Genomic DNA, 21,302 nt, shown 5'->3' with positions numbered 1-21,302 from the left:
CGGCGGGGCTAGGACGACGGAAAGAGTTTGCGAAATTTTCGCGGGTCTACAGCTAAAACCAGATGGTAACCCGAAAGTGAATTCGAAAGACTAGCATGAGCTGGCGAATTGGCACACAGGGCCACACTTCATCACCTGGATTACATTCAACTCCCCATAAAACTCCATGATCTTGCGCGATCCGGTTCACGGTCTGGTGTCGTTTGAAACCGACGAGGAGAACGTCGTCGAGCTTTTGATGGACACGCCCGAGGTTCAGCGGCTGCGGCGGGTGCGTCAGCTCGGGGTGACGTCGCTGGCCTTTCCCGGGGCGGAGCACACGCGTTTTGCGCACGCCGTGGGTGCGGCGCACGTGATGAAGCTCCTCTTGGCGCGCCTGCGGGCCATCCAGGAGGAGATCCCGTTCTGGCAGCAGGTGACGACGGACCGCGCGCGCGATGCGCTGGCGGCCGCCTTTCTCCATGACGTGGGGCACGGGCCGCTCTCGCATCTGTTCGAGGACGCGGTGCCAGGCACGCCGCACCACGAGGTGTGGACGGAGCGCGTGGTGCTCGATCCCGGGACGGGCGTGCACAAGTGCCTTTCATCGCTCGACCCGGCGATGCCGGAGCGGGTGGCGGCGCTGGTGCGCGGCGAGCATCCCCTGCCCTATCTGGCCAAGGCGGTGAGCGGCACGTTCGACGTCGATCGCTGCGATTACCTGCTGCGCGATGCGCATGCGACGGGCGTGCGCTACGGCGTCTACGATCTCGACTGGCTCCTTCGCAGCTTGCGCTTCGCGCCCGCGAAGGAAAACACGGCCCCGGCGTTGGCCATCGATGGGGCGAAAGGGCTACCGGCCATCGAGGCGTTCTTGCTGGCGCGGCTCTTCATGTTCCAACAGGTTTACCTGCACAAGGCGACGCGCTCGGCGGAGTGGATGATCCGCGCGGTGCTGGCGCGCGCCTCGTCGCGCATCATGGATGGAGACCGCCTGCCGCTCACGCCGCGCGCGATCGAGCATGCGTCGCATGGCGAGAACATCGCGCTGGGCGACTACCTGGAGCTCGACGACGCGGTGCTCACCGTCGCGATGCATGCCTGGGAGGACGCGAAGGATCCGGTATTGGCGGACCTCTCGCGGCGGGTTCGCAGCCGGCAGCTGTTCAAGACGTTGGAGCTGTTCGGCGAGCAGGCGAGCCTCTCCGGGCGCGAGCAAGCCTACGAGGAGGCGCGGGCCATCGCGGTGGCGCGTGGGCTCGATCCCGATGGCTACGTGGGGCTGGACGTGGCCACGAACACACCGTTCGGAGGCGAGCCCGATCCGCTATTGGTGGTGTTCGCCAAGGGTCCGCCGCGGCATCTGAGCGACGTGTCCTTCTTGCTCGCACGGCTCGCGGGCCAGGTGCTCTCGCGCGTGCGTCTCATCTTCGCCCCCGAGCTGCGTGAGGACATCACGCGCGCGATCGCAGGATGAAACGGGCTCTCGGTTCGGCCAGCGTTCTGGCCTTTCTCCTTTTGGCAACGCCGGCGCACGCAGAACGGGCGGGGATGCGCGGGGCGGATACGTCGTACGGCCGCATCGAAGGCGATCTGACCTTCGTGTTCGGCCTCGGTGCCACCCTCGGTCCGCGCGCACCGCGCGGCACGGTGGATGTTCGGCTCCGCTACTTGGACACCATCGGGATGTTCGCGACCTACGAAGAGGGCTTCGGCGGGGCCGCGGAACCGCGGCGGGTGCTGGCCACCGGTGTGGAGCTGCGGCCGTTGTTCATTGCGCGCTGGCTGCAGGGACGCGAACTCGACTCGCCGCGGCTGGACCTGGCGATTGACTCGTTCGGCCTCGAGCTGGGCGCGTTCTTCGCACATCCGGTGGGCGACACCTTCGGATCGCGGCGCGGACTTCAAGCGGGGCTCGGGCTCGAGCTTCCCATTTTCGCGCAGGCGAACGGGCCGTGGATCGGGCTCCACGGCGGTGTACGCTGGAGCGATGACGCGCTCGGGGGCGCGCCGCTGCGGGGCCCCTCCGATCGCGCCGCGTATTTCACCGTTACGCTGGCGTGGCACGCCATCTTCGGCGCCCACGTGGTCGACATCCAGGATCGGAGGCCCGAGCGATGAAGGAGCTGCTCGTCCAGGCATTTCGCGAGGTGTTGCGCTCCCTCGATTTCGAGGCGGCGGTGCGCGAGGGCATCGCCCGGCTTCCCGACGCGCCGCCGCGACGCGTGCTGGCCGTGGCCATCGGTAAGGCGGCGCCCGCGATGATGGCGGGCGCCCTCGCCTCGCCCTGGAACATCGAGCGCGCCCTCGTCGTGTGCCCGGACGGGACACCGTGCGAGCTCGCAGCGGGCCCGCATCTTCAGGTGCTGCGCGCTTCACATCCGCTTCCCGATGCGCGCAGCGTCGAAGCCGGCGCGCGCATTCTCCAGCTGGCCGAAAGCACGACCGCCGAGGACCTGCTGCTCGTGATGGTCTCCGGGGGAGCCTCCGCCCTGGCGTGCGCCCCGCACCCGGGCATCGACTTCGCGATGAAGCTCGACGTCACCCACGCGCTGCTGCGCGCAGGGGCATCCATCGTCGAGTTCAACACGGTGCGGCGGCATCTTTCGCGCCTCAAAGGCGGTGGCCTCACGCGCGCCGCCCGCGGGCCCGTGGTCGCCTTCCTGGCGAGCGACGTCATCGGCGGAAAGGCGCACGACATCGGCTCTGGCCCGACGGCGCCCGATCCCACGAGCGTCGACGATGCACGCGCCGTGCTGCAGCGGTATGCACCGCAGTTCGCGTCCCTCGAGCTGGTCCCCTCCCTCGCCGCATCGGACGAAGCGGCCGCGCGCGAGCGGCACTTCATCGTCATCGAGCCCGAGCTGCTCGCCGAGCGCGGAGCCCGGGCCCTCGAGCGCGCGGGATGGTCGGCCAAGGTGCTCCCTCCATCCATGGCCCCGGTCTCCGAGCTCGCGGACGACTATGCGCGGCTCGCGCGGTCGCTCGCGCCCGGTCAGGCGGTGGTGCGCGTCGCGGAGCCATCGCTCGAGGTCGACCCTGCCACGGCGGGCCGGGGCGGACGCTCGGGACACCTCGCCGCGGTGATCGCACCGCGTCTTCCTCGGGACGTCGCCTTTCTCGCGGGCGCTTCCGACGGCGCCGACGGCACCAGCAGCGCGGCGGGCGCGGTGGTGGACGCGGCATGGGCCGCGGCCGTCGACCCTTCGCGCCGGGCCGAGCACATTGCCCGCTTCGACACCGCCGCCCTTCATGCGGGCACGGGAAGCGCCATCGTCACCGGTCCCTCCGGTGTAAATCTATGCGATCTACATCTATTGGTTCGCGCTACGACTTCTTCCGGCGCGGCATGACGATGGCCACCTCGGTGCCTTTGCCAACCTCGCTCCGGATTTCCACCCTGCCGCCCAGCGCGCTCACCAGGCCGTAGACGGCGCTGAGACCGAGACCGCTCTTCGACGTCTGCCGCGGGCCGCGGGAGTAGAACGGATCGAACACGCGCGCGAGCTCGCCCTCGGGAATGCCGTGTCCTTCGTCGCTCACCGAGAGCACGACCCGGTCGCCGTCGTTGCGCACGCTGGCCTGGATGGTTCCACCGCCCGGCATGGCCTCCACCGCGTTGCGCGCGATTTGGAAGAGCGCCTCGGCCAAGGCCGCAACGTGGCACTCGATGGCCCCCACCGTCGGATCGTAATTGCGCAGCACGATGACGCCGGAACGGGCGCGCCCGATGGCGCTTTCCAGCGCGAAGTCGAGCATGGCGCCGACGTCGGCCGGCTCGAGGATGCCCTCGGCCGCCATGGCGAAGCGGCGCAGGCGATCGACGGTGCGGCGGATGCGTTTGAGCCCTCCGTCGCTCTTTTGGATGGCCGACAGCGAAGGCTCGAGCGGCTCCGAGAGCATTTTCGCGGCTTGCTGGTTCGAGGCGACGCTGACGGCGAGCGCGTTGTTCAACTCGTGCGCCATGCCGCCGACGAGCACGCGAAGCGCCTCCAGCTTCTCCACCACGACGAGCTGCTCTTGCACGCGCCGCATACGCGAAACCGCCGCACTGAGCCGCTCGATGCGGCGAAAGGTCGCGATGCTCACGCGGTGGCGCGACTGCGCGAGCACGACGCCGGCCACGCCGCTCATGAAGAGCGTCACGTGCGCATAGAGCGGCGGCTCCCCTGCGATCCAGAGGCCCGCGTACGACGCACACGCGTTGATCAGGGCGATGCCCGGCGGCAGCGGCACGGTGGCGGCCATGGCGAAGCCGGCCAGCGCGATGATCATGACGTAGTGGCTCTCCGGGCCGCCGGTGGCGCGCGCGATGAGGCCCCAGCCGAGCATCGTCACGCAGGAGACGGCGGTGGCGACGCCCAAGAGCGCTTCCACCCTGCGGTGGACGATGCGCGGCACCACCAGGCTGCAGAGCCCCACCAAGATGGCCACCGCAGCACCGGCGATGGTGGCCATGGCGGGCGGATTGCGCAGGTACAGGTCGAGCACCGTCAGGATGCCGGTGAGCGCTCCGATGGCCGCACTTGTCGGGAGCAGGCGTCCGGCGAGTTTCAGCCGCTGTTCAGCGAAATAACGGCGCCGCGAACGGCCGCTGCGGCCCGACTTCTCGTGGACGTGATCCGCGCGCTGACGCAGCGCACTCGGTGGCTGCAGCGAAAGGCTCGCCCTGGGCGCGGGCCCGGTTCGATCGGCAGAAGCCACGGTCGTGCGAGCAGGTTCCGTCATTCTAAAAGGATCCAACGATGGCCGCATGGCCCGGCGAGACGGCCAAGTGCGCGCTCTTCACGGCGGCACTTCCTTCTTTACCTTCTCCTTTGGACGCAGGCGCGCTGAGAAGCAAGTAAACGCCGATGCCCGCGGTCGCAAAACCCACCAGAAAGGATACATCCGCCAGGGTGCGAAAGGTGACACCGCTCGACTTGGCGTCGCTCGCCCCCGTGCGCTCGTATTCGTTCGCCAGCGACAGGGCACGCAGGCCGGCGTAGGTGCCAAAGCCCGCGACGGCCACGCCCCCGGCCACGAGCCCCCAACCCATCGCGCGCACGTTGGACGTTCCCGCGTCGGCCGGCGGCGTCGTCGCCAACGCCGGGGTCTCCGACTTGGAGCGCTCGACCTTCGCGACGTCCGCTTTCGGCCCGCTCGCTCCGTCGGCGTCCGCGACGCGCGCGTCGAGGGTCACGTTCTTCGGCGTGTTCTTCCCGGGCGATACGCGGATCGTCTCGTCGAAGGGCTCGTAGCCATCGGCCTCCGCATGGAGGGCATGCTCACCGGCCACGACGCGCACCTCGGAAACGCCCCCCGGAACGAGGGGCAACGGCTTCTTGTCGAGCGTCGCCCGCGCGCCGTCCGGTGCCACCTGGATGCGCAACGTCCCCAGATGCAACCGCACCTCCGCGAGGGCCGCGCGCGCGCTCTTCTGTTCTTCCGGCGCCGCCCCGCCGTCGTCGACCAGGAACGACAACAGATTCTGCTCGGCCTCGACGTACTCGCCCGTTTTGGCCCGCGCGAGGCCCAAGTTGAGCAGGATGCTCGGGTGCGAAAAGAGGCGGTAAGCCTCCTCGAATGCATCGCGCGCAACCGCGTAGTTTCCCGCCTTGGCCGCCGCCACGCCGCGACGAAATGCCGCGCGCGAGCGCTCCCGCGCCGCCTGGTCCTCCCGAGTTTCCGGTCCCCGCGGCGAAGGCGGGGCCGCGGGTGCAACGCGCACGACGAACAGGCTCGAGAGAATCAAGAAAAGCGGCCAAAGGACTCGCATCACGGGGTCAGTATTTGGGCCTTTCGATCCAGGTTGGGGAAGATCCTGCAGGCGGCGGTGTCACTTTGCGTTTCGTTCCCGTCGGAGCTTTCCAGCGTGCCTTCGCAGGCTCGCCCACAGGCGCCGTTTCCGCTCCCTCCGCAGGCACCGAAGGCTCGACCACCGCCGCATCGATGTCGTCCTCGGGCATCGCCTGCTCGACCACCGCCGCCGACGGAACCGCGAGCCCGTCGACCGCCGCCGCGTTGGCGCGCGCATGCCGGGTGACCACCGCGGCTACGGCCGCCGTTCCCAGGAGCACGGTGCCAATCGCAATGACCAACGCCGATCGCGAGCCTTTGGGCGGCGCGGGGTGCACCTCGATGCTGCTGGCCGTGGGCAAGGCCAGCGAGCCCGTGGACCCCACGGACACCGAAGGCAGCGACACCGGCGGCTGCAACGGGGGACCCATGGCATGCCACGCGTGCAAAAGCTCCGCGGCATTGGCATACCGATCGGCGGGCTTGCGTGCGAGGCACCGCGCGATGAGCCCATCGAGGTCCAGCGGGATGGCCACCTGCGTCACCGTCTTCAGGCTGCGGGCGGGCCGTTCCAGCTTGCTCGCCAGGATGGCCATTTGGCCCGCTGCGTCGTACGCGATGCGGCCCGAGAGCGCCTCGAAAATGACCATGCCAAAGGAATACAGGTCGGCACGCTCGTCGACGCGCGAGGCCCCGCGAATCTGCTCCGGGGCCATGTACGCGATGGTTCCCACCGACTCGCCGGTGACGGTCAGCTTTTCTGCGTCCTGCAAATCCAGCTTGCACACGCCGAAGTCGAGCACCTTGGCATGCTGGGTGCCGTCGTTCGCGTACTCGATGAAAATGTTGCCCGGCTTCAAATCGCGATGCACCACGCCCGCCGCGTGCGCGTCGATGAGCGCGCGCAGCACGTTGTCGCCCATCGCGTGGACTTCGTCCCAGGGAAGCGGCCCGCCCGCCCGCTTCATGCGCTCGGACAGCGATTCGCCGTGGAGCAGCTCCATCACCAGGAAAAGCTCGCCCTCCTCGGTGCCGTCCACGTCCAGCAGCTGCGGGATGTAGTCGCTGCGGATCCGGGCGACGGCCGCGGCCTCGCGTTCGAGGCGGGCCATGAGCATGTCGCCGATCATGGCGCGGCTCACGACCTTGATGGCGACGTTCGTGCCCGAGGCAATGTGCACCGCGTGGAACACCTCGCCCATACCCCCACGGCCGATGACGGCCAGGAGTTGGTACTTGTCACCTAGAACGGCGCCCACCTGCATACGGCAGGTACGAGCTTACCTTGTTTTGACGTCAGGCGCGCCAAACGCGGAGGTCGCGCTTGATCACCTTGCCCGTCGCGTTGCGCGGAAGAGCGTCGAGAAACACGAAATCGCGCGGGACTTTCGGCCCGGCGAGGCGTTCGCGTGTCCACGTTTTCAAGTATGCGTCATCGAGCTGGCTGCCGGGCCTGGCCACGACGAACGCACGCACCCTCTCGCCCCACTCCGCATCTTCGACCCCGACGACCGCCACTTCGGCGACATCGGGGTGTGCCTCCAACGCGGATTCCACCTCCGCCGGGTAGATGTTCACGCCGCCGGAGATGATCATGTCGCGCTTGCGCCCTTCGATGAAATAGCGCCCATCGCGGTCTTTTCGCGCCAGATCGCCCACGCTGAAGAAGCCCTCGCGCATGCTCGCGGCCGTCGCCTCGTCGTCCTTGTGGTACCCGGCCACCAAGAGCTTGTTCTTGACGTAAAGCTCCCCCACTTCCCCACGTGCCACCTCGATCCCGGCATCGTCGAGCAGGCGAATGTCGTTGCCGGGGATGGGCCGCCCGATGGTGCCGGGCGCGGCCCGCAGATCCTGCGGATTCGCCAAGGTGACCAGGCCCGTTTCGGTGGCTCCGTAAAAATTGAAGAGGATGTCACCGAAATGATCCATCACCCGAAGGCCGAGCGGCCCCGGGAGCGGCGCGCCTCCGCAGATGATCGTCCGCAGCGATCGCGTGCGGTAACGCCCGAACACCTCGGGCTCCAGCGACAGAACGCGGTGCATCATCGTGGGCACCACCGCCGTGGAGGTCACGCCCCAACGGTCCACGTCGCGCAGGAAAAACTCGGGCTTGAACTCGTCCATGAGCACCGCCGTGGCGCCGAGGACCTGGCTCAGGACGAGAAAGCCAAACGCCGTCGAGTGGTAGAGCGGGCAGGCCACGAGGTGCACGTCGTCGGCGCGCATGGGCGTCTGCGCGATGAAGCGAAGGGCCGCCGGGAAGGCATCCTTCGGGAACTTGCGCACCGCCCCTTTGGGTTTGCCCGTCGTTCCCGACGTGTAGATCACCACCGCCGCTTCCTGGTCCCCCGCACCATTGGCAGGAGCATAATTTTCCAGCGGCGTTTCATCGAACAGCTCTTCGTAGGCGGTGACGCCCTTGGGCACCTCGCCCGGCTCGGCGCCTACGACCACGAACTGCGACTTTTTCAGGTGCGGAAGCGCGCGACTCGCCTCCTCCACGACCGGCCAGAGCTCCGGGTTGAAGAAGATGAATTTCGCGCCGGAATGCGTGGCCAGGTAGCCCAACTCCGCGGCCGTGGAACGCCAGGAAACGCTCACGGCGGCCGCGCCAACGCGGGTGGCCGCATTTTGCGCCTCGACGAATTCGGGCCGGTTTTTCATCATCACGATGAGGCTGGATCCCCGGGAAAGGCCTCGGGACGACAAGCCCGCCGCCAAGCGCGAAATGCGCATTTCCAGCTCCCCGAAGGTCAGGGCCTGATCGCGCCAGCGCAAAGCCACCTTGTCCGGCGTATTGGCCGCGTGCACTTGGTACATCTGCGACGGATTTTGCGACCGCTGCGTGAGCACGTCCATCAGCGCCCGCACGCCCGGCACGTGGAGTTGCCACATCAGGCCCGTCTGATTGGCCACTTTGGCCATGACCCGCACGCGCCCGGGCGCGTCGACCAGGCGTTCTTTCAAGTCCGTCAACTTGGCAGCACTAGGAAGACGAGGCATCGATTTATTGTGATATCTTTACCTTCGCATGGAAAGCAATCCGCCGGGGTCAGTCCTAAACGGGCGATCGGCCTCCGCAGGCGAAAGTGGCGTGGATGACCTTTCCACCGAGTTGCCCTTCTCCTTGGAGAAGCGCACCGAAGAACGTTCCACGATCACGTTGCGTGTAGACTACAAGCGGCTCAATACGTTCTTTGCCGACTATACGAAGAACATCTCCAAAGGCGGGACGTTCATCCGCACCGCCAAGCCGCTCGACGTGGGGACGAAGTTCGTTTTCGTCCTTTCGTTTCCCTCGCGCGAAGGGCAACTTCGCCTGAAGGGAGAGGTCATGTGGACGGTGAGTGACGACCGTGCAACGGACGAGCAACCCCCCGGCATGGGCATTCGCTTCCTCTTCAACGACGACGCCGAACGGGAAAAAGTGGCGGTGTTCGTGGAGAAGCTCATGGCCGAGGCGTTGGGCGAACATATTTCGTCCCGTTTGCTCAAGCGACCCGTGCCGGTGCGGTAGCTTCTGGGCCGCTTCCAGGTATCTTGAGGAAGCGTGAACGGCACGCTGGCGACTCAGTGCGTGCTTGACAGAACCGAGGCCGGACCGCAAAGGTTACCGGCCTGTAAGCATAATGAAGCAGTCTGCGCTGTGGTTTGCCATGCTGGTTTTCGCCCTCATCATGATGGTGTGGGTCGTTTTTCCGCGTGCAGCCGTGGCGCAGGGCGTGGTCTACATTCCGAACGTCCAAGGCGTGTCGGTGCCGCTCGTGCAGGCGATGCCCGAGAGCGAGGAAGAGCTTTCCGACTCCGCGCTTCTCGATGTCGGCGGTGGCATGGAGAGCGACGGGCCGGACGTAGTTCATGCGGGCCTCGGGCTGGCGCCCCAGCCGACCGTCGTGCTGGGCGCGTCGGACGGGCATAGCAAGAGGCCGCTCGAGCCTTTGGTCCGAATTTCCCAGCCCTTCATCGGGTTGCACGACAAAGTTCCGCGATGAGGCGATAGCGTGCGCCAAAAGCGCCCGCTGCCGCGTGTCCCAATCCCGGAAGCTTGGATCAACCCCCCGTGCTGGAGGTTCGTGGTGTCTCGTTCTTCGTGTGCCTTCATTCGCGCTGTCGCCGCGATGTTGCTCGTACCTGCGGTGTCCATGGCGCTCGTCGCGTTGATGGAAAAGCCAGCCAATGCCGCTTGGCCCCCTCTTGCCGAAGTGTATCGGCGCGCCCGCGAACGCGCGCTCGCCGTCACGGAAGCGCAAGGAAACGTGGGGGTGGCCAAGTCGAGCATCACAGGCGCCCGCGTGTCGTCGCTGGGCAATCCTTCGCTCCAAGTCATTCTCGATCATGGCCGGGACGTCACTCGTGACGCTCAGGTGCTCGGGCAACTGCAGCTCCCCATCGAGGTCGCAGGCCAGCGTGGAAAGCGTATCCGCGAGGCGGAGACGTTCGTCGACTGGCGCACCATGAACCGCGAGGAGGTGCGCGCGCGGGTTGCCGGTGCGGCCATCGCGGCCTACGGGGATGCGCTGGTGGCGCGCGCGCGGCAAGTGCTCGCCGAACGCGGTGAGCGCGAGGCGCAGGCCGAGGCGCAGTACTTTGCCGCGCGGCTTGCTGCCGGCGACGTCAATTTGGTCGATCGCAGCTTGGCCGACGCCGAGCTCGCACGATGGTCGCAGCTGAGTGCAGAGGCAGGCATCATCCTGCTTCGCGCGCGGCAGGAGCTCGAGCTCCTGATGGGCATGGGGCACCTCGACGATCCGCCGGCCACGGCGGCGCCCGAGGCGCCCGAGCTGCACGTCAACACGGCCGATGTGTTCGTCGGAAGGGTGCTCAACGTATCGCCGCTCCTGCGCAGTCTGAGCAAGGAGTCGCAATACTGGCAGGCGCAACGCGACCGCGCGGAGTCCGAGAAGAATCCCCCCATTGCCGTCATTCTTTCCGGCGGACGGGGTGACACCGGCGAGGTGCGCTACGGAGGAGGTCTCGGGTGGACCTTCCCCATCACGCGGCGCAATCAAGGCGAAATCGCGCGGGCTTACGCGGAGCAGGGACGAACGGAAGGCGTTCGCGAGGCGACGCAACGAGCCCTCGGCATCGAGGCGGACCACGCTTTCGAGGCCTACTCCAAAGTGCGCTCCGGAATCGAAGCGCTCGATAAAGTTGGTATTCCCGCTGCGCAGCGCGTCGTAGACGCCACGCAGGCGGCATTTTTAGCTGGAAAGGTCGAGCTCGTGCGTACCTTCATTGCCCGTCGTGATCTTGCCGCCGCACAGGGGCGTCGGCTTGATTTTCTCTCCACCGCTTGGCACACGTACGGCGACATGGTCGCGCTCATGGGGGATTTGCCATGAGATCCAAATGGACCGTACTCATCGCAAGCGCTACGTATGTGGTTGCCCTGGCAACGAACGGCTGCGGCAAATCAGCCGCCAGTGAGAAGACGCAAACCACCGCCGCGACGACGCCGCAGGGACCGCGCACGGTGAAGTTGGAGCTCGAGTCGCTCAAGCGCCTGGGCGTGCGCGTGGAGGCACTCGGAGCGAATGCACCGAGCCGCACACTGCGCGTGCCCGGTACGCTGGATTACAACTTCGATCACTACGCCGAAATCGGCGTGCCGCTCGAAGGCCGCGTGGCCACGGTCAACGTGCGCGCGGGCGATGCCGTGAAGAAGGGCAAAGTGCTCGGCACGGTGGTCATTCCGTCCATCGCCTCGGCGCAGGCCGAGTTCCTCTCGGCGCAAGCCAACGCCACGGCGGCGGCCAAGAACCGACAACGCGAGGCCGAGCTTCTGCAGCGCCAATTGACCACCGCCCGCGAGTCGGAAGTGGCCCGCAGCGAGGCCGATCAGGCGCAGGCCCACCTGGCTGCGGCCGAAGCGCGTCTGCGCGCGCTCCGCGTCGGCGTGCCGCAAAACGAGAACGTGGTGGCCGGCGCCGGAACGCTCTCTTTGAGCTCGCCCATCGATGGCGTGGTGGTGGCCCGAAAGGTCAACCTCGGCGCCTTCATCCAGCCCGCCGACAAGGCCTTCATCGTGGCCGATCTAAGGGAGCTTTGGGCAACGCTCGACGTGCACGAGTCCGACGTGTCGTACTTGAAGATCGGCGCCGAGGTCGAGCTGTCGATCGATGCGCACCCGGGACAGGGCTTCAAAGGCAAGATCACCTTGCTCGATCCGCAGGTCGGCGGTGTCACCCGTTCGGTGCGCGCACGCGTTTCGGTGCCGAATGCCGACGGGCAACTGAAACCAGGCCTCTTCTTGCGCGCACAGATCCAGATCCCGGCCGATGAAGCCGGGCGCATGATGATCGCCGGCGGCGCGGTGCAGCCCCTCGGGGAAGAAGACGTCGTCTTCGTCGAGCGCGAACCGGGCACGTTCGAGATCCGCCCCGTCAAAGTGGGGCGGCGCACGGTCGACTTGGTGGAAATCCTCGAGGGGGTCACTTCGGGAGAACGCGTCGCCGTCGACGGGGCGTTTTTGCTCCGCGGCGAGGCCTCGAAGCAATGAAAGCGCTCATCGCTTGGGCGGCGGCCAATCCGTTGGTCGTCGGGCTCATCACCGTGATCGGAATCGTGTCGGGCGGTGTCGCCTTCACGAACATGCCGATCGACGCCGTTCCCGATGTGACGAACATCCAGGTGCAGGTGGTCACGCGCGTCCCCGCGCTGTCGGCCACCGAGGTGGAGCTGCAGATCACGCAACCCCTCGAGCGCACCATGGCCGGCGTGCCGGGCCTCAAGGAGATGCGCAGCATCACGAAGCTCGGCATCAGCGTTCTGACCTTGGTCTTCCGCGACGAAGTGGACGTGTATTTCGCGCGCGCCTTGGTCAACGAGCGACTCAGCTCGATCCGTGCGGTCATCCCCGAGGACATCGGCCGCCCCGAATTGGGGCCCATCGCCACCGGTCTCGGTGAGATCTACATGTTCGAACTCCGCACGGAGCACGAGGACGCGCGTGCGGAAGAGGAGCTGCGCACCATCGTCGAATGGCAGATCGGCCCGCGCCTGCGCCAAGTTCGCGGCGTCATCGACGTGGTCGGTTTCGGCGGCTCCGTGAAGCAGTACCAGGTCACCTTGGATCCGGCGCGCATGGCCGCCCAGAACGTCTCCATCGAGGACGTGCGCCGCGCGCTCGAACGCGACAACGCGCTCGCCGGCGGCGGTTACATCGAGCACGCGGGCGAGCAGATCGTCTTGCGCGGCGATGCACGTTTCCGCGGCCTGGAGGACATCGCGAGCAGCGTCATTCGCTCGGACGAGCACAACAACGTGCCCATCCGCGTGGGCATGGTCAGCAACGTCGACACCGGCCCGGCCCTGCGCCAGGGCGCCATGACCCGCGACGGCCGCGGCGAGGTGGTCGGCGCCAGCGTGTGGATGCTCAAAGGCGAAAACAGCCGCGAGGTCGTCCAGCGCGTGAAGGAAGCGCTGGACGAGATCAAGCCGCGGCTCCCCAAAGGCGTCTACATCGACCCGTACTACGACCGCGCGGAGTTCATCGACCGCGTGCTCAAGACGGTCATGTCGAACCTCGCCGAGGGCGCGACGCTCGTCGTGGTCTGCTTGCTGCTCACCTTGGGCAGCATCCGCGCGGGATTGCTGGTGGCCGGCGCCATCCCGTTCGCCATGCTGATGGCCTTCATCGGCCTCACGGCCATGGGGCTCGGCGGCAACGTCATGTCGCTGGGCGCAGTCGACTTCGGCATCGTCGTCGAAGGCGCCGTCGTCGTGGTCGAGCACCTGATGACCCACCTCGGCTCGCCCGAAGACCGCCTGAGACGGCGGCACGCGATGATTCACTCGATGCAGGAGGTCGCGCGCCCCGTGATTTTCAGCGTCATCATCGTGACCCTGGTGTTCCTCCCGCTGGTCACCCTGGAAGACGTCGAGGGCAAGATGTTCCGCCCCGTCGTCTACTCCCTGGTGTTCATGCTCTTGGGTGCGCTCTTCTACGCGCTGGTCATCGTCCCGGCCATCGCCCCTGCCCTCTTCCGCAGCGTCCCGGAGCCCACGGAGCCGTGGCTCGCGCGCAGGCTCGCCAAGATCTACGCGCCCGCCGTGGACTTCGCGGTGCATCGGCCCCTCATCACCACGGGGGCCACGTTCGCGCTGGGCATCGTCATGCTGGGCTTCGGCAGCACCTTGGGCGCGGAGTTCTTGCCCAAGATTTTCGAAGGCTCGTTCGCCATCGATGCCCGCCGGCCGCCCAGCGTCTCGCTGACACAGGCGATCGACTTGGGCGCGGAGACGGAACGCAGCCTCAAGGACATTCCCGAGGTGAAGACAATCGTCAACCGCATCGGGCGTCCCGAGGGCGCGGTCGACCCGGCCGGGCCCGAGTCGAGCGACCTGTTCGTCATCCTCAAACCGCAGAAAGAGTGGCGCCACGGCATCAAGCCCGAGGACCTCGTCGAAGAGATGTCCAAGCGGCTGAACACGCACGTGCCCGCGACGATCCACGCCTTCAGCATGCCCATCGACATGCGCGTCAACGACCTGATCGCCGGCGTGAAGAGCGACTTGGCCATCAAAGTGTTCGGCTACGACCTCGAGGAGATGCGCAAAACCGCGGATCAGATCCGCCGCACGATTGCGCAGGTCCCCGGCGCGGCCGACGTGAAGATGGAAATCCCCACGGGGCTTCCGTCGATCAAGGTCAAACTCGCGCGCGATCGCGCGGCGCGCCTCGGTGTGCCGCCGCGATCGGTGCTCGATGCGGTCACCATGACCCGCGCCGGCGAGAACATCGCCGAGGTGCGCGAGGGCGAGCGCGTGTTCGATTTGAACCTGCGCATCGGCGGCAACAACATTCAGAACGAGTACGATCTGGCGCGCCTGCCGGTGTACACCGAGCGCGGCTCGCTGGTCCCCATGTCGTTGGTGGCCGACATCGAGCAAGAATCGACGGTCGTGCAGATCAGCCGAGAGCAGATGAAGCGCCGTCTGGTCGTGGAGGCGAACATCCGCGGACGCGACCTCGTCGGCTTCGTGAACGAGGCGCAGGCCAAGGTGGATCAGCTGAAGATTCCGCAGGGCATCGAGATCACCTGGGGCGGTCAGTTCCAGAACTTCAACCGCGCCAAGACGAGGCTGTCGCTTCTGGTTCCGGTCGCACTGGGGGTCATCGCCTTGATGCTGGTGATGGCCTTCAAGTCGGTGAAGTACATGCTCGTCACCGTGCTGAATCTGCCGTTCGCCATTGCGGGCGGTGCGATTTCGCTGGTGGGGCGCGGCCTTCCGTTCAGCATTCCGGCGGGCGTCGGCTTCATCGCGCTCTCCGGCGTGTCCGTCATGACGGGCGTGGTCATGACCACGAACCTGCTCGCGCAATCCAGCGAGCTACCGCCCGAGGAACGCGTCAAGAACGCCGCCATGATGTCCCTGCGCCCCATCGCCAGCACCGCCCTGGTGGCCGCCATCGGCTTCGTGCCCATGGCGATCGCAACCGGTCCCGGCGCCGAGGTGCAGCGCCCCCTGGCCACGGTGGTCATCGGCGGCCTGATCGCCGCCGCGATCCTGTCGCTGCCGGCGTTGCCCGCGATGCTTCTCTGGGTCGTGCGCCGCGACGCGCCGCGGGTCGACGAAGAAGAGGGCCGCCGGCACGCACCGCTGGATTGAGCGGCCTCCGAAGCCGCGGAGCGGGCTCAGTAGGCCACGCCTTTACTGAGCCCGTGTGCGGGCCTAGATTCCCCGCATGACGTCCCCCGCGCCCATCGATCCGTCCCTCGATTTGGAAGAGGAAGTTGCGCGACTGAAGAAGGAGCGCAACGCCATCCTTCTCGCGCACTATTACCAGGACTCCGACATTCAAGACGTCGCCGACGTCATCGGCGACTCGCTCCAGCTTTCCCAGGCCGCCGCCAAGACCGACGCCGACGTCATCTGCTTCGCCGGTGTGCACTTCATGGCGGAGACCGCGAAGATCTTGAACCCCGACAAGATCGTGGTCCTGCCCGATCTCGACGCCGGTTGTTCGCTGGCCGACGGCTGCCCGCCGGACAAGTTCGCCGCGTGGAAGGCGCAGTACCCGGACTCGGTGGTTGTAAGCTACATCAATTGCTCGGCGGAGGTGAAAGCCCTCTCGGACTATATCGTCACGTCGTCCAACGCCGAGAAGATCGTCGACCACATCCCCGCGGACAAGACGATCCTCTTCGCCCCCGATCGAAACCTCGGCGCGTACCTGGAGAAAAAGCTCGGACGCAACATGGTTCTCTGGCAAGGCAGCTGCGTCGTCCACGAGACGTTCAGCGAACGAAAGCTCATCGCGCTGAAGACGCGCCACCCCGAAGCCCGCGTGCTCGCCCACCCCGAATGCGAGCCCACGATTCTCAAAATGGCCGACTACATCGGCTCGACCACGGGCATCCTGAAACACGCAATCGCCGCGCCCCAGAAGGAATTCATCGTCGCGACCGAAGCCGGCATCCTGCATCAAATGCAAAAGGCCGCGCCGGAGAAAACCTTCATCCCCGCCCCGCCCGTAGCCAATTGCGCCTGCAACGAATGCCCCTTCATGAAGCGCAACACCCTCGAGAAGGTCTACTTGGCATTGCGCGATCTCCAACCCCGCCTCGAGCTCCCCGCCCACCTATTGAGCGCCGCGCGCACTCCAATCGACCGTATGCTCGCTCTCAGCTAAGAGAGAGAAATTCACAGGAAGACGGGAAGACAGGAAGGTTTTGAGGTTTCCAATCGGCCCAATGGGTCCAATTGAAAACCCCCAAAAAAGCGTTCCGCGCTGCTGCGCGCCGAAACTCCTTCCCGTCTTCCCGTCTTCCTGTGAATTCTCTCTGCCGCAGACCGCTCACAGCTCCGTCATGATGGAGGTGAGTACGTAGTCGGCGGCGAAGATGGCGACGATGCTCGCGACCACGGCTTTGGCGGTGGCTTCGCCGACGCCGCGGGCGCCGCCGGAGGCGAAGAAGCCCTTTTTGCAGCAGATGACGCTCACGATGAGGCCGAAAAGGCCGCTCTTCGTGCCGAGCATGCGCAGGTCGCTCGGCTGCACGAATTGCTCGACCCGGTCGAAGAAGATGCCCGGGTCGATGCCCTGCCAGAGGACGGCCACCACGTAGGCGCCCAGCATGCCCGCAAGGCCGAAGCACATGGCGAGGAGCGGCAGCATCAAGGTCGTGGCCACCACGCGGGGCACCACGAGGAATTGCACGGGGCTCACGCCCATGGTCGTGATCGCGTCGATTTGCTCGGTGACGCGCATGTTCCCCAGTTCGCTCGCCATGGTGCTGCCTGCGCGCGCCGTGACCACGACGGCGGCGAGCACCGGAGCCAGCTCGCGGGCGAGGGCCAGGGCCACGACCCCGCCGACCATGCCCTCTGCGGAAAACTGCCGGAAGCCCACGATGCTGGAGAGCGTGAAGGCCATGCCCGTGAAGACCCCCACCAGGCCGACGATGAAGGTCGAACCGGCGCCGATGAACTCGAGCGAGCCCATAAGCTGCGACCACCGGTAAGGCGGCCGGATCATCCACGCAAACGTGCGGCTCGCGAGCAATGCCGTGGCGCCCAGCTCGTCGAGCAGATCCAACACGGGACCGACGGTGCGATCGAAGGCTACCGCCAAAAGAGCGGGTTTTTCGCCCTTGTTCGCGCCCTCCTCGCCGTTTCCTGCTTCCTGGGACGTGGCTTCGCTCATTCGCTTAACGCGGGCTGGAAGTCTATCATCCAACGACCTACGGCATGGTAGTGGAGGGGCGTGAATTTTCTCCGACGGGACCGACTCCCAGGCCTGGCGACGCTGCGCGCGCGCCTACGCGCCTCGGTTCGCTCGCCCCTCGCGTGGATCCTCGTGATCTCGGCCGTCCTGCGCGTCGTCGGGATCGGGTGGGGCCTGCCGGCGTCGGACGGCTGGGACAATGACGGCATCGCCCCGCGCGATTTCCTTGCCGGACTCGTCGAAACATTCACCCCGGGCCACTATTTCACGTATCCGCCGCTGCATCTCCTTTTGCTCGGCGTGCTGACGTTCCCCGTCACGGCGATTGCGCTGCTGCATGCGCCGTCGCTCGCCCCACACGACGTCATCGGCGAGATTCTCAAGGTCCCGTACATGACCAGCATCGCGTACATCGCGCGGGCAACGACCTTGGTCATGTCGGTCGGTGTGACGTATGCGGTCGCGAAAATCGCGGAGACCGCGCGCGGCCGGCGTGCGGGATGGTGCGCCGCCGCGGTGTGCGCGGTCGATCCCATCCTGACGTACTACAGCCACACGACCAACTTGGACGTGCCCTACCTCTTTTGGGGCATGTTCGCGCTGCTCGCGCTCACGCGGGCCATCGCGTGGAACGAGCCCCGGCGCCTGCGGCACTTCGTCATTCTGGCCTTGCTCGGTGTGGCCACGAAGGACCAAGCGTATGCGCTCTTCCTCGTCGCAGCGCCCATCGCCTTCTTGGCATGGCTGGCCATCGACCCGGTTGCGCGCGGCGATGCCCGGGCCATCGTGCGCGAGCTTCTGACCGCGGTGGGCATCGGCGCCGTGCTCTTCGTCTTCGTCGACGGCATCATCTGGAACCCCACGGGCTTTCGCGCCCGCCTCGCCTTCCTCGTCGGCCCTGCGAGCAAGGACTTCGCGAACTACGCCAACGATGCCGCGGGCTGGTTGCGCGTCCTGCATGACATCATCGAGATGTACTCCAGGCTATGGCCCACGGCCTTTCTCGTGCTCGCGGCCGGAGGACTACTTCTCCAGCTCCGACGGCGCGCGGGGGAGGATCGCGCGACGTGGTTGGCGGGCCTGGTGCCCTTCTTGGCAGCCGTTTCCTTCACGGTCGCGTTCAACTGCGTGGCACTGCGCGTCGAGCACCGCTTCATCCTGCCGCAGTCGATCATCTTCTCCATCTACGCGGGCCTGGCGGTCCACGCCTTTCTGTTCGAGCTGCGCGGCCGGTTCGCGCGCGTGGTCGCCCAGGCGGCCCTTTCCGTCGCCTTCGCGAGCGCCATCTTCCGCGCCGTGGCCGTCGACGTGAGCCTCCTTTTCGACCCGCGCTACGACGCCGAACGGTACATGCGCGAGCACTTCGCTCCCGGCGATCGCGTCGAGACCTACGGGCTCAACGTGTATCTTACACGCTTCCCGGACAATGTGCATGTTGCACGCGTTGGGCTCGATGCTCCGCAGAAGCGCAACCCCATGCCGGGGTTCGAAGAGATCGAAGATCGCTTCGAGAACGTCGAAGCGCGAAAACCTCGGTGGATCGTGCTCCCGTACGGCTGGGCGTGGCGCTACCTCATTCCCATTCCCGACACGCAGGACACCGGCAAGACGACGCCGACGACGCAGATCAAGACCCGGGGCGACCATGTCGTGGTTAGCTTCTTTCACGAACTCCTGGAAGGCCGCCGCGGCTACCGCGTCGTGCACATCGCCGAGTACAATCGCAAAGTCTGGCCGCGCGTCGACATCCACGCCAGCACCGATTCGGCCGTCTGGATCCTCGAGCGCATGTAGCGGAACAGAGCGGATCGAACCGCCAAGACGCCAAGAACGCCAAGGGTCTGAGATTGGTTGACGAGGGCGTTCCTCGCCGCTCCACGACACCATTCATCTCTTGGCGTACTTGGGCGTCTTGGCGATTCCATTCTCCACAAGGCAAAACGGCCCGAATGCCGAAGCATTCGAGCCGTTTCAGCCTGCTGAAAACTCGATCAGCCCTTGGCGGGGCCTGCCGGGGGGGCGAACTCGTAAACCCAGGTGCCCTCGCCCTTCTTCGCATCCGGCGGCGTGATGGCCACGCCGTTGATGTTCTTCGTCACGCAGTCCGAGACCGGATCGGGCGCGGTGGTGTTGGCCTTGTCGACGGCCGCGTTCTGGATCTTGCCGGCTTCCGTCTCGACCTCGAACTTGACGGTGACCTTGCCGGCGGCCGTCGGATTCGACTTGAGCACGTCGTCGTAGCACGCACGAATGTCGGGGTCCTTCGCCGACAGGGCGGCGCGGGTGTCGTCTCGGTACACGTCGGGGCTGCGAACGGCGCCGGAGCAGCCGACAACGAGTGCCATGAACGGAACAGCGGCTAGCAACGATTTCATCACTTCTTCTCCTCCGGCTTCTTGGCATCGCCCTTCTTGTGGTGAGCCTCGTCGGGCTTCTTGGCCGCGCCCTCGGCGCCCGGCTTCTTCTTGCCTTCGGCATTCAGCTTCTTGCTGTCAGCGGCGGCGTCTGCACCCGCTGCCGGAGCAGCATTGGGCGCCTCGACCAAGCTCTTCTTCTCGTCGATGATCCGCTCTTTGCCGGTGGCGGGATCGATCTCGACCTTCTTCGCAGTCACTTCCTGCTCGGTCACGAGGAATTCGACGCGGCGGTTCTTCTCACGCCCCTCCTCGTTGTCGTTGCTGGCGATCGGCTTCTCGACGCCCCAGCCCTTCGAGGCGAGACGGCCCACATCGACGCCCTCTTTCTTGACCAAGAACTCGGCGACTGCCTTTGCGCGGGCATCCGACAGCTTCTTGTTCGCTGCGGCGCTGCCTTCGGCGCTGGCGTGACCCTCGATCGAGATCTTCTTGACCTGCGGGTTCTGCTTGATGACCTCGGCAATGTCATGCAGGAGGGAGAAGCTCTCCTCCTTGATGATCGCCTTGTTCACTTGGAACTGGATCTTCTCTTTGAAGTCGATCTTGTTGTCGCGCAGCTCGACGCGCGGGGGCGGCTTGGGCGCTTCCGGCGGGGGCGGCGGCGCGGGCGGAGGCGGCGGCGGCGTCCCATTGATCGCGACGGCCTGGGCCGACTGGAATTGCGTGGAGCCGCCGCAAGCAGCCACACCCAACAAGAGCGACGCCGCAACGACTTGCGGCAGGATGCGATGGGAAGTCATCGATGAACCCTGTTCTGGCAAAAGACCGAATAGTTGGGAAAGCGAAGTGAAACGAAGCGTTTCACGGAGCTCTCAACTGCATGAGTGGCGAATTGCTTCCTGAAAATTCGATCTGCTTAACCTTCAACCGCGAGCGACGACCGAGCATCGGCGCGCCGTCCGGACCCATGACATAGCCGCCAGGAGCGCGCACGTCTACGTCTTATTGACGGATGAGGATGGTGGACACTCGTGCACCCTGACATTGTTGTCAGAGCACAACCACTTTGAATAACCATCCATCGACAGATGACAGGTTATGACAAGTCCCCCATCGTCGACTTTCACGGAGGTAAGGCCAAGATCGCACGTGTATGGCGAGGGACCACCCGACCGGCAGACGCCGACATATATCTGGATTATATCCAACGTACCGGCACCGCTCATTGCCTCGACACGCCAGGCAATCGAGGTGTTCGGATCGTTCGACACATCGTCGATGGCAAAGCGGAATTCCTTTTCGTATCACTCTGGAAATCCATGGATGCGATCCATGCTTTTGCGGGTCCCAATCCCGAAAAGACCGTCGACTATCCCGAAGAAGCGCCAAAGAAGCCCCAAAGAAGATCGATATCTGCTGGAATTACAGCCGACCGTTGCGCACTACGACGTCATTTCTACGACACGTCCGGCGTGATGCCGGATCGTCATGACGATTGAAGGCGCAGCACAGTATGT

18 protein-coding genes are annotated in these 21,302 nt (G+C 65.9%); 11 read left to right on the top strand and 7 right to left on the bottom strand.

The window, feature by feature from the left end; all coding sequences use genetic code 11:
- Positions 1 to 166: 166 nt before the first annotated feature.
- From LVJ94_10010 to LVJ94_10000, 3 genes are read left to right on the top strand one after another with little or no spacing between them, the layout of a single operon-like run.
- Positions 167 to 1,456 carry an HD domain-containing protein gene (locus LVJ94_10010; GenBank protein WXB07567.1) on the top strand — a complete coding sequence of 430 codons (1,290 nt, stop codon included), beginning with the start codon at positions 167 to 169 and terminating at the stop codon, positions 1,454 to 1,456.
- The gene (locus LVJ94_10005) at positions 1,453 to 2,100 is read left to right on the top strand and encodes a hypothetical protein (GenBank protein ID WXB07566.1); all 648 of its coding nucleotides are present in this window, start codon (positions 1,453 to 1,455) and stop codon (positions 2,098 to 2,100) included. Before LVJ94_10010 ends, LVJ94_10005 begins: the two co-directional genes overlap by 4 nt.
- Positions 2,097 to 3,332: a glycerate kinase gene (locus LVJ94_10000; GenBank protein ID WXB07565.1), complete on the top strand. Its 1,236-nt coding sequence runs from the start codon at positions 2,097 to 2,099 to the stop codon at positions 3,330 to 3,332. The genes LVJ94_10005 and LVJ94_10000 overlap by 4 nt, the downstream gene beginning before the upstream one ends.
- Here the strand turns inward: LVJ94_10000 and LVJ94_09995 are convergent.
- Genes LVJ94_09995 through LVJ94_09980 form a run of 4 tightly spaced genes read right to left on the bottom strand, consistent with a single transcriptional unit; the run spans position 3,307 to position 8,760 of the window.
- On the bottom strand, positions 3,307 to 4,683 hold the full coding sequence (locus tag LVJ94_09995) for a HAMP domain-containing histidine kinase (GenBank protein ID WXB07564.1): 1,377 nt from the start codon (positions 4,681 to 4,683) through the stop codon (positions 3,307 to 3,309). The genes LVJ94_10000 and LVJ94_09995 overlap by 26 nt on opposite strands.
- Before the next feature lie 25 nt (positions 4,684 to 4,708).
- Complete coding sequence (locus LVJ94_09990; protein ID WXB10697.1) at positions 4,709 to 5,737, bottom strand: PEGA domain-containing protein; 1,029 nt, start codon at positions 5,735 to 5,737, stop codon at positions 4,709 to 4,711.
- Between the two features lie 7 nt (positions 5,738 to 5,744).
- On the bottom strand, positions 5,745 to 7,016 hold the full coding sequence (locus tag LVJ94_09985) for a protein kinase (GenBank protein WXB07563.1): 1,272 nt from the start codon (positions 7,014 to 7,016) through the stop codon (positions 5,745 to 5,747).
- A 37-nt stretch (positions 7,017 to 7,053) separates the two neighbouring features.
- The gene (locus LVJ94_09980; GenBank protein WXB07562.1) at positions 7,054 to 8,760 is read right to left on the bottom strand and encodes an AMP-binding protein; all 1,707 of its coding nucleotides are present in this window, start codon (positions 8,758 to 8,760) and stop codon (positions 7,054 to 7,056) included.
- A 91-nt stretch (positions 8,761 to 8,851) separates the two neighbouring features.
- On the opposite strand from LVJ94_09980, the gene LVJ94_09975 reads away from it, so the two are divergent.
- From LVJ94_09975 to nadA, 6 genes are all read left to right on the top strand, one after another.
- Positions 8,852 to 9,274 (top strand): TIGR02266 family protein, encoded by a 423-nt coding sequence (locus tag LVJ94_09975; protein ID WXB07561.1) that lies wholly within the window; start codon positions 8,852 to 8,854, stop codon positions 9,272 to 9,274.
- Positions 9,275 to 9,413: 139 nt separating this feature from the next.
- A complete protein-coding gene (locus LVJ94_09970; protein WXB07560.1) occupies positions 9,414 to 9,749 on the top strand; it encodes a hypothetical protein in 336 nt (111 codons plus the stop codon).
- An 84-nt stretch (positions 9,750 to 9,833) separates the two neighbouring features.
- The gene (locus LVJ94_09965; GenBank protein WXB07559.1) at positions 9,834 to 11,099 is read left to right on the top strand and encodes a TolC family protein; all 1,266 of its coding nucleotides are present in this window, start codon (positions 9,834 to 9,836) and stop codon (positions 11,097 to 11,099) included.
- A complete protein-coding gene (locus LVJ94_09960; GenBank protein ID WXB07558.1) occupies positions 11,096 to 12,256 on the top strand; it encodes an efflux RND transporter periplasmic adaptor subunit in 1,161 nt (386 codons plus the stop codon). The genes LVJ94_09965 and LVJ94_09960 overlap by 4 nt, the downstream gene beginning before the upstream one ends.
- Positions 12,253 to 15,369, top strand: coding sequence for a CusA/CzcA family heavy metal efflux RND transporter (locus LVJ94_09955; GenBank protein WXB07557.1), 3,117 nt, complete (start codon positions 12,253 to 12,255; stop codon positions 15,367 to 15,369). Before LVJ94_09960 ends, LVJ94_09955 begins: the two co-directional genes overlap by 4 nt.
- 76 nt (positions 15,370 to 15,445) lie before the next feature.
- Positions 15,446 to 16,393, top strand: coding sequence for a quinolinate synthase NadA (gene nadA, locus LVJ94_09950; GenBank protein WXB07556.1), 948 nt, complete (start codon positions 15,446 to 15,448; stop codon positions 16,391 to 16,393).
- A gap of 165 nt (positions 16,394 to 16,558) precedes the next feature.
- On the opposite strand, the gene LVJ94_09945 is transcribed toward nadA, so the two are convergent.
- Entirely contained in the window at positions 16,559 to 17,407 is an 849-nt protein-coding gene (locus LVJ94_09945; GenBank protein ID WXB07555.1) for an ABC transporter permease, read from the bottom strand.
- A gap of 60 nt (positions 17,408 to 17,467) precedes the next feature.
- On the opposite strand from LVJ94_09945, the gene LVJ94_09940 reads away from it, so the two are divergent.
- Positions 17,468 to 19,222 carry a glycosyltransferase family 39 protein gene (locus tag LVJ94_09940; protein WXB07554.1) on the top strand — a complete coding sequence of 585 codons (1,755 nt, stop codon included), beginning with the start codon at positions 17,468 to 17,470 and terminating at the stop codon, positions 19,220 to 19,222.
- A 197-nt stretch (positions 19,223 to 19,419) separates the two neighbouring features.
- Here LVJ94_09940 and LVJ94_09935 read toward each other — a convergent pair whose 3' ends face one another.
- Together LVJ94_09935 and LVJ94_09930 are read right to left on the bottom strand one after the other, a co-directional pair.
- Positions 19,420 to 19,803, bottom strand: coding sequence for an AgmX/PglI C-terminal domain-containing protein (locus LVJ94_09935; GenBank protein ID WXB07553.1), 384 nt, complete (start codon positions 19,801 to 19,803; stop codon positions 19,420 to 19,422).
- A complete protein-coding gene (locus LVJ94_09930; GenBank protein ID WXB07552.1) occupies positions 19,803 to 20,585 on the bottom strand; it encodes an OmpA family protein in 783 nt (260 codons plus the stop codon). The genes LVJ94_09935 and LVJ94_09930 overlap by 1 nt, the downstream gene beginning before the upstream one ends.
- 288 nt (positions 20,586 to 20,873) lie before the next feature.
- Between LVJ94_09930 and LVJ94_09925 the strand changes: the two genes are divergently transcribed.
- The gene (locus LVJ94_09925; GenBank protein WXB07551.1) at positions 20,874 to 21,284 is read left to right on the top strand and encodes a hypothetical protein; all 411 of its coding nucleotides are present in this window, start codon (positions 20,874 to 20,876) and stop codon (positions 21,282 to 21,284) included.
- Positions 21,285 to 21,302 lie beyond the last annotated feature (18 nt).

The organism is Sorangiineae bacterium MSr11367, assembly GCA_037157805.1.
In the GTDB taxonomy this organism is placed as follows: domain Bacteria; phylum Myxococcota_A; class Polyangia; order Polyangiales; family Polyangiaceae; genus Pendulispora; species Pendulispora rubella.
The sequence above is the reverse complement of the archived record's forward strand: the minus strand, read 5'-3'. Positions and strand labels throughout refer to the sequence as shown.

Coding starts and splice junctions, on each gene's coding strand:
- LVJ94_10000 (WXB07565.1), top strand. CDS start 2,097: ATGAAGGAGCTGCTCGTCCAGGCATTTCGCGAGGTGTTGCGCTCCCTC.
- LVJ94_10005 (WXB07566.1), top strand. CDS start 1,453: ATGAAACGGGCTCTCGGTTCGGCCAGCGTTCTGGCCTTTCTCCTTTTG.
- LVJ94_09990 (WXB10697.1), bottom strand. CDS start 5,737: ATGCGAGTCCTTTGGCCGCTTTTCTTGATTCTCTCGAGCCTGTTCGTC.
- LVJ94_10010 (WXB07567.1), top strand. CDS start 167: ATGATCTTGCGCGATCCGGTTCACGGTCTGGTGTCGTTTGAAACCGAC.
- nadA (WXB07556.1), top strand. CDS start 15,446: ATGACGTCCCCCGCGCCCATCGATCCGTCCCTCGATTTGGAAGAGGAA.
- LVJ94_09980 (WXB07562.1), bottom strand. CDS start 8,760: ATGCCTCGTCTTCCTAGTGCTGCCAAGTTGACGGACTTGAAAGAACGC.
- LVJ94_09945 (WXB07555.1), bottom strand. CDS start 17,407: ATGAGCGAAGCCACGTCCCAGGAAGCAGGAAACGGCGAGGAGGGCGCG.
- LVJ94_09925 (WXB07551.1), top strand. CDS start 20,874: ATGACAGGTTATGACAAGTCCCCCATCGTCGACTTTCACGGAGGTAAG.
- LVJ94_09955 (WXB07557.1), top strand. CDS start 12,253: ATGAAAGCGCTCATCGCTTGGGCGGCGGCCAATCCGTTGGTCGTCGGG.
- LVJ94_09960 (WXB07558.1), top strand. CDS start 11,096: ATGAGATCCAAATGGACCGTACTCATCGCAAGCGCTACGTATGTGGTT.
- LVJ94_09935 (WXB07553.1), bottom strand. CDS start 19,803: ATGAAATCGTTGCTAGCCGCTGTTCCGTTCATGGCACTCGTTGTCGGC.
- LVJ94_09930 (WXB07552.1), bottom strand. CDS start 20,585: ATGACTTCCCATCGCATCCTGCCGCAAGTCGTTGCGGCGTCGCTCTTG.
- LVJ94_09970 (WXB07560.1), top strand. CDS start 9,414: ATGCTGGTTTTCGCCCTCATCATGATGGTGTGGGTCGTTTTTCCGCGT.